The sequence below is a fragment of the Mycobacterium sp. E2327 genome, from assembly GCF_001672675.1.
Classification (GTDB): domain Bacteria; phylum Actinomycetota; class Actinomycetes; order Mycobacteriales; family Mycobacteriaceae; genus Mycobacterium.
Genome location: NZ_LZKE01000162.1, coordinates 1 through 11,310 on the forward strand (window position 1 = coordinate 1; position 11,310 = coordinate 11,310).

The window sequence follows — 11,310 nt, forward strand, 5'->3', positions numbered from 1 at the left end:
GCTGCTGGCCAGGGGAATAATCCCATGGGTATGAAAGCCATGATCGCGGGATTAGCAACGGCGTCGTTGATGTTCGGCGGTGCGGCGCTGGCCGCGCCCTCTGCCCAGGCCGCTCCGTGCCCGGCCGGGAAGTCCTGCCAGCACTGGTGCCCCGGTGACGTCCTTCCGGCGGGCCGGCCCGTCCCGTGGGACGGCAACGTCTGCCACGACTACTACTGGGACTACTACGGCGTGCACGACATCGGCGACGGGGCGAACTACTCCTGGCGCGACATGCCCTGGCACTAGGCCGGAAGGTTAAACTGTGCGGCCATGCGCAAGCTCATGGCCGCCGTCACCGCCCTGCTGGCGGCCGGTGCCATCGCGGGAGCGACGCCTTCCCGGGCCGACAGCACGCAGCCGATCGGCTCGGTGCCGATCCCGGACGGGCCGGCCCAGACCTGGATCGTGGCCGACCTCGACAACGGTCAGGTGCTGGCCGCCCGCGACGCGAACGTCCGCCACCCGCCGGCGAGCACCATCAAGGTGTTGTTGGCACTGGTGGCACTGGACCAGGTGAGCCTGGATTCCACCGTCGTCGCCGACGTCGCCGACACCGAGGTCGAGTGCAACTGCGTCGGCATCAAGCCGGGCCGCACCTACACCGCCCGCCAATTGCTGGACGCGTTGTTGCTGGTGTCCGGCAACGACGCGGCCAACACCCTGGCGCACCTGCTGGGCGGCACCGACGCCACCGTGGCCAAGATGAATGCCAAGGCCGCGTCCCTGGGCGCGACGAGCACCTTCGCGGCGACCCCGTCCGGCCTGGACGGCCCCCGCGGCTCCGGGGCGTCGACGGCGCACGACCTGGCCGTCATCTTCCGCGCCGCGATGGCCAACCCGGTTTTCGCGCAGATCACCGCCGAGCCGTCGGCGATGTTCCCCGGCGACCACGGCGACGAACCGATCACCAACCAGGACGAACTGCTACAGCGCTACCCCGGCGCCATCGGCGGCAAAACCGGCTTCACCGACGCGGCGCGCAAGACCTTCGTCGGCGCGGCCGCCCGCGGTGGTCGCCGGCTGGTGATCGCGATGATGTACGGGCTGGTGAAACAGGGCGGACCCACGTACTGGGATCAGGCCGGCAGCCTGTTCGACTGGGGCTTCGCGCTCAACCCCGAGACCGGTGTGGGCTCGCTGTAACCGGTTCTCACAAGCCAACATTGGGCAGCGCCGCGCGCATCAGCCCCGTCAGCACCGGTATCCGCCGCTCCGCGATCGTCGGCTGCGGCAGCACCCCCTCCACCACGGCGGCGCCGTCGAACACGTTCGTCATCAGCGCCACGACCACCGGGAACGTCTCCTCGTCGATTCCCTCGGCGCCGGGCATCGCCCGCGCGGCGTCGTGGATCTTCGCCGAATACTGCCCCAGCTCGTGTTGCAAAGTGTCCCTGAGCTTTTCGTCGGTGCGCGCGGCGACCAGCAGCTCGTAGAGCACGGCGTTGGTCGGGGCGGTGGTGATGTCCCGCAGTATCGCCAGGGCGGCCTCGAAGGCAGGCTGGTCGGCCGGAATCTCGGCAACCCGCTTGGTGAACGACTCCAGCTGACGGCGCAGCACCTCGGACGCGGTCGCCGCCATGAAATCGCCCATGGTCTCGAAGTGGCGGAACAGGGCGCCGACGGAAACCCCCGCGCGCTTGGTGATCACCGCGGCCGACGCCCGCGCGTAGCCGACCTCGATGATGGTGTCGATGCACGCCTCGAGGAGCCGGGCGACGGTTTCCTCCCGGCGCTGCTGCTGGGTCCTGGCCATGTCAGGCCCCAACTTTCTCCACGCTGCGGCCCCGGCTGCGCTGGCCCGCCCGCAGGTAGCGGCCCGACTTCACGGTCTGGCCGTAGCCCTCCCGGAATTGGCCGGCGCGGAAGACGACCTCGCCACCCACACCGGTCGCGACGACGGCGTCGTCGTTGCGATTGACCATGCGCCGCAGGCCACCGTAGAACGGCACGGCTTCCTCGTAATAGCCGTCCACCGATTCGTTGAGGCCGGCCGGGTCGATCACGACGAAGTCCGCGCGGTCGCCCTCGCGCAGCGTGCCGGCGTCGATGCCGAACCACTGTGCCAGTTCGCCGGTCAGCCGGTGCACCGCGTGTTCGGTGGACATGAACGGCGCGCCCGCCCGGTGCGCGTCGCGGATGCGCTTGAGCATCTTGAGCGGGAAGTTGTAGAACGCCATGTTGCGCAGGTGCGCCCCGGCGTCGGAGAAGCCCATATGGATGCTGGGCTCGGCGGCGAGCTTGTTGAGCTGCCGGGGCCGGTGGTTGGCGACGACGGTCGTCCACCGGACGTTGCGCTCGCCGTTTTCTACGAGCACATCGAGGAACGCGTCCAGCGGGTGCAGCCCGCGCTCGTCGGCGATCGCGCCAAAGCTCTTGCCGATCAACGATTTATCGGGGCACTCGACGATGACCGCATCGTGGAAGTCGCGGTGCCACAGCGACGGCCCGAGCTTGATCCGGTCGAACTCGCGCCGGAACTTGCGGCGGTAGTCCTTGTCGGCCAGCAGCTCATTGCGCTGCAGTTGGTCGCGCAGGTGCAGGGCGGCCGTCCCGGCGCCGAACTCCTCGAAGACCGGCAGGTCGATGCCGTCGGAGTAGAGCTCGAACGGGACGGGCAGGTGCTGGAAGCGCACCCTGGAACCCAGGAACTTGTTCAGCAGGCGGGTGCCGAGCCCGAAGGTGTGCACGGCCAGCGGCATGGACTTCGCATCCGCCGACACCAGCAGGCTCATCCGAACCGCCTTGCGCCACCCCCACATCGGGCTGCTGGCCAGGAAGAACAGCAGCGCGGATTTCGAGTTCTCGACGTCGGGCGCGCTCTGCAGGATGCGGCCGTGCTTGCGCAACACCTTGATCAGCCGGCGCCGCTCCCGCCACGTCGCGAACGTCGACGGCAACGCGCGCGACCGGAAGCGGTCGCCGTCGAGTTTGTCGATGGCCGCGTCCATGCCGGACATGCCGAGCATCCCGGCGTCGAGGGCCTCGTCCAGCAGCGCCGCCATCTTCTCCAGCTCGGCCTCGGTGGGCTTGACGGTCTCGTCGGTCGCGCGATCGAGCCCCAACACCGCGGTCCGCAGGTCCGAATGACCAAGCAGCGAACCGACATTCGGCCCGAGCGGCAGGGCGTCGAGCGCCCGGATGTAGTCCGCCGCAGTCGACCACGTCTTGGTGGAATCCAAAGCGCCGTAGACGTATTCGCGCGGCACCGCCTCGACCCGGCTGAACAGGTCGGCCGCGTCCTCGGAATCGGCGTACACCGTCGACAGCGAGCAGTTGCCCAGCAACACCGTCGTGACGCCGTGGCGCACCGACTCCCGCAGCCCCGGGTCCAGCAGCACCTCGGCGTCGTAGTGGGTGTGCACGTCGATGAAGCCCGGCACGATCCACTTGCCGGCCGCGTCGATCACCTCCGGGCAGCCGGTCTCGTCCAGCGGCGTGCGGGACAAGGTGGCCACCACGCCGTCGCGAATTCCAAGGCTGCGCGTCTGCGGCGCACGGCCGGTGCCGTCGAACCACAGTCCGTCGCGAATGATCACGTCGTAGGCCACCGTTGCCTCCAAGCTGGTCGGGTTGGCACGAACCGTAACATAGATAGCAAGTACTCGCAATCTTTTCGCCGGCCGTGGCTAGCCGCGAGAAAATGCCTGGTCAACTCAGCGAGGGGGGTCGGGCACCGTAACACCGGGCGGCACGTCGCCGCTGCGGCTGGCCTGCGCGGGAGCCCGGAGCACGGCGCCCTGCTGGCCGCATTCGTTGCTTCGCACGGTGACGGTCATTTCCCCGGCGAGCCCACCTTGCGGGCGCGGCCGCAGCGACAGCACCTGCGTCGTGGCCTGCGTCCGCTCGGCGCCGTCCGGCGCGATGCAGGGGAACGTTCCCTCTTCCGGCCGCGACACCCAACGACCGTCCCGGAATTGCAGCACGACCGGCTGCGAGACCGTCGACTTCGCCTGCGTGTGGTCGTTGTCGTCCAGCGGCGCGCCGACGGCCGTGCAGGGACCGGGCACGCACGACGAGCGAAAGGCCCACCAGGTGGTCACGTCGGGCGGCTGGGGCTCGGGCGTGAAGTTGAACGTCTGCCGGCTGCGCTGCACCTCGAGGCGGTAGGTGCCGTCGAGCGGAATCGGGGCGGCCGGCGCGCTCACGGTCGGGTGGGCGGCCGGGGCGGCCGTCGCGTCGGTCTTGCGCTCGCCGACGAAGCCGGCGACGAGCAGCCCCGCGACGACCACCAGCGCTGCGGCGAACAGCGCTATCCTGCGGCGGCGGTGCGTCCTCGGTGCGGCCGCCGGAGTCTTGGCCGCACCGGGTGCGGGCGCCCCGGCACGATCCGCGACGAAGTCGTCGGGGCGGTCGGCCAACGGGGCCGCCGCGGGCGGGACGGGGCAGGGGTAGGCCGGGTAATCGGCCACGAGGACGGCCTCGGGGCTGCGGTCGCGGCTGCGGGCGCCCGCCTGGTCGTTCAATGCCTCGGCGAATTCGCCGCAGGTCTCGAACCGGTCGCCGGCGCTGGTCGCGAGCGCGCGGGTGAACACGCCGTCCAGGCGTGCTAATTCCGGGCGCAGGTCGCTGAGCGCGGTGCCTGGTGGCGGCGGCGCGCCGGCCAACAGGTGGAACGCGGTGGCGGCCAGCGCGTACTGGTCGGCGCGCCCGTCGGCGCCGTCGCCCGCCAGTTCGGGCGCGGCGTAGCCGGCCGTGCCGAGCCGGCCGCCTATGCCGAAGTCGGTCACCAGGGTCCGTTGCTCACCCTCCCCGCGGCCCGTCAGCAAGAGGTTGGCGGGTTTGACGTCGCGGTGCAGCAGTCCCCGGTTGTGCGCATAGTCGAGCGCATCGGCGACGGCGGTCACGATGGACAGCACCTCGCCCACGGGCGAAACGGCCGGGAATCGATCGGAGATCAGCCGCGCGGCGTTGATGCCCTCGACGTACTCCATCGCGACGTACAGCTCGTCGTCGAACTCCCCGCGGTCGCGGACCTCGACGATGTTCGGGTGATAGAGGTTCGTCGCGATCGGGTTCTCTGCCCAAAACCTCCGCCGGAACTCGCCGTCGGCCGACAGCGCCGGCGTCAGGACCTTCAACGCCTGCCAGCGCGACGAACGGGGATTCTGGACAAGATAGACCGCGCCAGTCGCTCCAGAACCCAGCCTCCGCGCGACCAGGTAACCGGCGAAGGTCGCGCCGCTGGCCAACGCCATCACGCAATCCTAACCACGATCGCGGCGCCGCGCGCGCCTAGCCATGTGGCCGAAAGACCTTGCCGCGCAATATCACCAGGTCCGGCCGGTTCAGCACGCCGGGGCCTTGCCGGGGGTCCTCGGAGTAGCACAACAGGTCGGCCGACGCCCCGCGATCCAGGCCGGGCCGGCCCAGCCAGCGACGGGCGTCCCAGCACGCCGCGCCCAGCGCCTCGGTCGGGCTCATTCCGATTCCCTTGAGGGCCTCGACCTCGTCGGCGATCCGCCCGTGCGCGATCATGGTGCCCGCGTCGCTGCCGGCGTAGATCGGCACGCCCGCCTCGCGCGCTGCGGCGGTGCGCGCCGGGCATCGCACGAGCAGGTCGCGCATGTGCGCGGCATAGGCCGGGTAGCGCGCCGCGGAGTCCGCGATGCCTTGGAAGTTCTCCAGGGTGTTGATCAGCGTGGGCACCAGCGCGGTTCCGTGCTCGAGCATCAGGGCGATGGTGTCGTCGGTGAGCCCGGTGCCGTGTTCGATGCAGTCGATGCCGGCGTTGATCAGGCCGGGCAGCGCGTCCTCGCTGAAGACGTGCGCGGTGACGCGGGCGCCGTGGGCGTGCGCGGCGTCGATCGCGGCCTTGAGCACGTCGTCGGACCACAGCGGGGCGAGGTCGCCGACGCCGCGGTCGATCCAGTCGCCGACGAGCTTGACCCAGCCGTCGCCGCGCTTGGCCTCCCGGGCCACCGCGTCCGGCAACTGGGATTCGTCCTCGAGCTCGTCCGCGAAACCCCGCGAGTAGCGCTTGGGCCGGGCCAAGTGCTTGCCGGCCCGGATGATGCGGGGCAGGTCGTCGCGCTCGTCGAGGCTGCGGGTGTCGGTCGGTGAGCCGGCGTCCCGCAACAGGAGCGCGCCGGCGTCACGTTCGGTCTCGGCCTGGCCGATGGCCTCCTCGAGCGGGATCTCGCCGTCGTCGCCGAGACCGACGTGACAGTGCGCGTCCACGAGGCCGGGCACGATCCAGCCGCCCTCGAAGACGGTGTCGGCGCCGGCGACCGGTTCGGCGCTGATGCGGCCGTCGACGACCCACAGCTCGATCTCGGTCTCGCCGGGCAGCTCCAGACCCCGCAGGCGCATCCGCACGGCGCGGCTAGTTCTTGCCGGGGTTGCCGGGGAACTTGAGCTTGGAAAGGTCGAAGTCGGCCAGGCCGGGTGGCAGCTCGTCGAGGCCCTTGGGCATCTGCGACAGGTCGGGGAAGCCGGCGGGCATGCCGCCCACGAGCGGGTTCCTGGCCTTGGGCGGCGTCGGGCCCCGTCCCCCCTTCTTGCCCTTCTTCCCCTTCGCTCCCTTGGCCTTTCGGGTCGCGGACTTGCGACCCAGACCGGGGATGCCCATGCCACCGAGCATCGACGACATCATCTTGCGGGCCTCGAAGAAGCGGTCGACCAGCTGATTGACCTCCGACACCGTCACCCCGGAGCCGTTGGCGATGCGCAGCCGCCGCGACGCGTTGATGATCTTCGGGTCGGCGCGCTCCTGCGGCGTCATCCCGCGGATGATGGCCTGCAGCCGGTCGAGTTGCTTGTCGTCGACCTCGGCGAGCGCGTCCTTCATCTGGCCGGCGCCGGGCAGCATGCCCAGCAGGTTGCCGATGGGACCCATCTTGCGGATGGCCAGCATCTGTTCGAGGAAGTCCTCCAGCGTCAGCTCGCCGGTGCCGATCTTGGCGGCCGCCTCCTCGGCGCGTTGCGCGTCGAAGACCTGCTCGGCCTGCTCGATCAGCGTCAGCACGTCGCCCATGCCCAGGATGCGGCTGGCCATCCGGTCCGGGTGGAAGATGTCGAAGTCCTCGAGCTTCTCGCCGCTGGACGCGAAAAGGATTGGGACGCCGGTGACCTCGCGGACCGATAGCGCGGCGCCGCCGCGGGCGTCACCGTCGAGCTTGGTCAGCACCACGCCGGTGAAGCCGACGCCCGCGCCGAACGCCTCGGCGGTGGCGACGGCGTCCTGGCCGACCATCGCGTCGAGGACGAACAGCACCTCGTCGGGGTTGACGGCGTCGCGGATGGCTGCGGCCTGCGCCATCAGCTCGTCGTCGATGCCCAGCCGCCCCGCCGTGTCGACGATGACGACGTCGAAGTGCTTGGCGCGGGCCTCGGCGAGGCCGGCCGCGGCCACGGCGACCGGATCACCGGGTCCGGACTCTGGAGACGCTCCCGGATGCGGCGCGAACACCGGGACGCCGGCCCGCTCGCCGACGACCTGCAGCTGGTTCACGGCGGCCGGCCGCTGCAGGTCGCACGCCACCAGCAACGGCGTGTGTCCCTGGCCGCGCAGCCAGGCGGCCAGCTTGCCGGCCAGCGTCGTCTTACCGGAGCCCTGCAGACCGGCGAGCATGATCACGGTCGGCGGCGTCTTCGCGAACGCCAGCTGGCGGGTCTCGCCGCCCAGGATGCCGATCAGTTCCTCGTTGACGATCTTGACGACCTGCTGCGCCGGGTTCAGCGCGCCGGAGACCTCGGCGCCCTTGGCGCGCTCCTTGATCCGGCCCACGAACGCCCGCACCACGGGCAGCGACACGTCCGCTTCCAGCAGCGCCAGCCGGATCTCGCGGGTGGTGGCCTCGATATCGGCGTCGGTCAGACGACCCTTGCCCCGCAGCCCCTGTAGGGCACCGGTCAATCGGTCGGACAGCGATTCAAACACCCCGCCAGCCTAGTGGTTGGAGCGATTGCCGAGCGTGCGGCACCGCAGGGGCTTGACGTCGCGACACGAGCGAAGAAAAGTCGGCTCATGCTCGAGGTGATCGACAAGGGTTCGTGCACCGACGCCCACCCGGTGCCGCTGCTCTTCGTGCACGGCGGCTGGCATGGCGCGTGGTGCTGGGACGACGGTTTCCTGGACTTCTTCGCCGCCGCGGGCTATCGCGCGGTCGCGATGAGCCTGCGCGGGCACGGCACCAGCCCCACCGACAAGCCGCTGCCGAAGGTTTGCATCGAGGACTACATCGACGACGTCCGTTCGGTGGCCGACGACCTCGGCGGCGCACCGGTGCTGATCGGGCATTCCCTGGGCGGCTACACGATCCAGCGCTACCTGGAAGACCGGACGGCGCCGGCCGCGGTGCTGGTGGGCTCGCTGCCGCCGTCGGGCGTGCTCGGCGCGGCGCTGCGCGTCTGGCGCCGGCGGCCCTGGATGACCGTGCGCTCGTTCAACGACCCCACGTTGGTCAAGTTCCTGCGCACGTCGGGCCTCGCCCGCGCCTACCTCTTCTGCAAAGACACGCCCGAGGACATCGTCCTATCTTGCTGGCACCGCGCCGGGCCCGAGAGCATCCGCGCGGCGATGACCGACCCGATGTTCCGCCGGGTCAAAACCGACCGCGTCACCACCCCGATGCTGGTGCTCGGCGCCGTGCACGACGGCTTCGTCAGCGTCGGCGCGGTGCGCGCCACGGCGCGCGCCTACCGAACCGAGCCGGAGTTCTTCCCGATGGGTCACAACATGATGCTCGAGCCGGGATGGCCCGACGTCGCCAAGCGAATCCACGCCTGGCTCGACGCTCGCGACCTGGCGGGCCACGCCGGCTGATGGCGATCGCAAGCGCGGCGTAGCCGGGCGCGGCGGGTCGCCACAATCAACGGACCGGTGGCGATCGCAAGCGCGGCGTAGCCGGGCGCAGCGGGTCGCCACTATCAAGGGACCAGTGGCGATCGCAAGCGCGGCGTAGCCGGGCGCGGCGGGTCGCCACAATCAAGGGACCAGTGCGTCGCTGCTGCGCCGAAAAGCGTTGGCATGCTACATTTCACACCCGCCATGGGCCGCGTCGACGCTGTCGGGACACGACCGGGACACGACAAGGCCATGCGCGCGAACCACGTCTGAGGGGAGCTGTGTCGATGCTGTTGGGCAGCGACACGGGCTCGCCGTTGCGCGGCTGGCAGCGCCGCGCGCTGGTGAAATACCTGGCCGCCCAGCCGCGCGATTTCCTGGCCGTGGCCACCCCGGGCTCCGGCAAGACGACGTTCGCGCTTCGGGTGGCGGCCGAGCTGCTCGGTCAGCGCGCCGTCGACCAGGTCACCGTCGTGGTGCCCACCGAGCACCTCAAGGTGCAGTGGGCGCTGGCGGCGCAGCGACACGGCCTGGCCCTGGACCCGAGGTTCTCCAACACCAGCCCGCAGACCTCGCCGGAGTACCACGGCGTGATGGTCACCTACGCGCAGGTCGCCGCGCACCCGACGCTGCACCGCGTGCGCACCGAGCAGCGCAAGACCCTGGTCATCTTCGACGAGATCCATCACGGCGGTGACGCCAAGACCTGGGGCGAGGCCATCCGCGAAGCCTTCAGCGACGCGACGCGTCGGCTCGCTTTGACGGGCACGCCTTTTCGCAGCGACGACAGCCCCATCCCGTTCGTCACGTACACCTCCGGCGCCGACGGGGTGCTGCGGTCGCAGGCCGACCACACCTACGGCTACACCGAAGCCCTCGCCGACGGCGTAGTCCGGCCGGTGGTGTTCCTCGCCTATTCCGGGCAGGCCCGCTGGCGGGACAGCGCCGGCGAGGAGCACGCCGCGCGACTGGGCGAGCCGCTGTCGGCCGAGCAGACCGCACGCGCGTGGCGCACGGCGCTCGACCCCGGGGGCGAATGGATGCCCGCGGTGATCGCGGCCGCCGACGAGCGGCTGCGCCAGAAGCGGGCCCACGTGCCCGACGCCGGCGGCATGATCATCGCCTCCGATCGCACGGCGGCCCGCGCGTACGCCGCCCTGCTGACCAAGCTCACCTCGGAGAAGCCGACCGTCGTGCTGTCCGACGATCCCGGGTCGTCGGCGCGGATCACCGAATTCGCCGAGAGCACCAGCCGGTGGCTGGTCGCGGTGCGCATGGTCTCCGAGGGCGTCGACGTCCCCCGGCTGTCGGTCGGGATTTACGCCACCAGCGCCTCGACGCCGCTGTTCTTCGCCCAGGCCATCGGCCGGTTCGTGCGGTCGCGGCGGGCCGGCGAGACCGCGAGCATCTTCGTGCCGTCGGTGCCCAACCTGCTGCAGCTGGCCAGCGAGCTGGAGGCACAGCGCAACCACGTCCTCGGCCAACCGCACCGCGAGGAGGGCGATCCCCTCGACGGTGACCCGGCCGTACGGACGCAAACCGAAAAGGCGGAAACGGAAAAAGGTTTCACCTCGCTGGGGGCCGACGCCGAGCTGGACCAGGTCATCTTCGACGGGTCCTCGTTCGGCACCGCCGCCCCGGCCGGCAGCGAGGAGGAGGCCGACTACCTCGGCATCCCGGGGTTGCTCGACGCCGAGCAGATGCGCGCCCTGCTGCACCGGCGCCAGGACGAGCAGCTGGCCAAGCGGGCCGCCAACGCTGGTGCACCGGCTCCGGTGCCGTCGATGCACGGCCAGCTGCGCGAGCTGCGCCGCGAGCTCAACACGCTCGTCTCGGCGACGCACCACCGCACCGGCAAGCCGCACGGCTGGATCCACAACGAACTGCGCCGTCGCTGCGGTGGCCCGCCGATCGCCGCGGCGACGCGCGAGCAGATCCAGGCCCGCATCCAAGCCCTGAGGCAGTTGAACTCAGAGCACTCATAGTTTTGCGTCGGCCGCACTTGTCCACAGTTGCGGTTTTATCCACAGATTGGTGTTCGGCCGGCCTGGTTCGCACATTTGTTCGATAGGTTGTGGGTGTGGGATTCATCGGCGCGGAGGCGGCACGCGAGCGGATCAGCGCCGCGCTGGACGCGATCGACGCCGCCCACCAGGTGCTGCGGGGCACCTCGTCGGATCTGGTGGGCAACGATTTTCGCGTCGCGGTGGCCGAGCGGCTCGAGACCCAGAAGCGGACCAACCGGGGGTTGATGTATCGGGTGTTCGCCGAGATCGCCGAACCCCCCGACGGCGCGGAGTCCAGCCCGGGGCTGCGGGGCCGGGTGTGCGCGCGGCTGCGCATCACCGGAGGGGAGCTGACGCGCCGGTTCAAACTGGCCGCGCGGATTCGGCCGCGGCGCTCGCTGACCGGACCACCGGTGCCGCCCGAACTGGAGGTGCTGGCGGGAGCGGTCGAAGCGGGCGCGCTCGGGGAGGACCACA

At 70.6% G+C, this 11,310-nt stretch carries 9 protein-coding genes and 1 pseudogene; 5 read left to right on the forward strand and 5 right to left on the reverse strand.

The genetic code is table 11. The features are described from left to right. Positions 1–288: pseudogene (locus A5712_RS19405) on the forward strand (hypothetical protein); the annotation flags it as partial. A 24-nt stretch (positions 289–312) separates the two neighbouring features. Beyond that, positions 313–1,185: a D-alanyl-D-alanine carboxypeptidase family protein gene (locus tag A5712_RS19410; protein ID WP_068108256.1), complete on the forward strand. Its 873-nt coding sequence runs from the start codon at positions 313–315 to the stop codon at positions 1,183–1,185. Positions 1,186–1,192: 7 nt separating this feature from the next. Here the strand turns inward: A5712_RS19410 and A5712_RS19415 are convergent, their stop codons facing one another. The 5 genes from A5712_RS19415 to ffh all read right to left on the reverse strand — a co-directional run bounded on the left by A5712_RS19415 (position 1,193) and on the right by ffh (position 7,921). Further along, positions 1,193–1,795 carry a TetR/AcrR family transcriptional regulator gene (locus A5712_RS19415; protein WP_068108259.1) on the reverse strand — a complete coding sequence of 201 codons (603 nt, stop codon included), beginning with the start codon at positions 1,793–1,795 and terminating at the stop codon, positions 1,193–1,195. Between the two features lies 1 nt (position 1,796). Next, entirely contained in the window at positions 1,797–3,602 is a 1,806-nt protein-coding gene (locus A5712_RS19420) for an amidohydrolase family protein (RefSeq protein ID WP_068108261.1), read from the reverse strand. Between the two features lie 93 nt (positions 3,603–3,695). Continuing rightward, complete coding sequence (locus A5712_RS19425) at positions 3,696–5,237, reverse strand: serine/threonine-protein kinase (protein ID WP_068108264.1); 1,542 nt, start codon at positions 5,235–5,237, stop codon at positions 3,696–3,698. A 37-nt stretch (positions 5,238–5,274) separates the two neighbouring features. Next, positions 5,275–6,351 carry an amidohydrolase family protein gene (locus tag A5712_RS19430; RefSeq protein ID WP_156766649.1) on the reverse strand — a complete coding sequence of 359 codons (1,077 nt, stop codon included), beginning with the start codon at positions 6,349–6,351 and terminating at the stop codon, positions 5,275–5,277. A 13-nt stretch (positions 6,352–6,364) separates the two neighbouring features. Next, on the reverse strand, positions 6,365–7,921 hold the full coding sequence (gene ffh / locus A5712_RS19435) for a signal recognition particle protein (RefSeq protein ID WP_068108273.1): 1,557 nt from the start codon (positions 7,919–7,921) through the stop codon (positions 6,365–6,367). An 87-nt stretch (positions 7,922–8,008) separates the two neighbouring features. Between ffh and A5712_RS19440 the strand changes: the two genes are divergently transcribed. The 3 genes from A5712_RS19440 to A5712_RS19450 all read left to right on the forward strand — a co-directional run. After that, on the forward strand, positions 8,009–8,806 hold the full coding sequence (locus A5712_RS19440; protein ID WP_068108276.1) for an alpha/beta hydrolase: 798 nt from the start codon (positions 8,009–8,011) through the stop codon (positions 8,804–8,806). Positions 8,807–9,114: 308 nt separating this feature from the next. Then, on the forward strand, positions 9,115–10,812 hold the full coding sequence (locus A5712_RS19445) for a DEAD/DEAH box helicase (protein ID WP_068108279.1): 1,698 nt from the start codon (positions 9,115–9,117) through the stop codon (positions 10,810–10,812). Between the two features lie 89 nt (positions 10,813–10,901). Next, a partial coding sequence (locus A5712_RS19450; protein WP_156766650.1) for a DUF222 domain-containing protein occupies positions 10,902–11,310 on the forward strand: 409 nt, incomplete at its 3' end.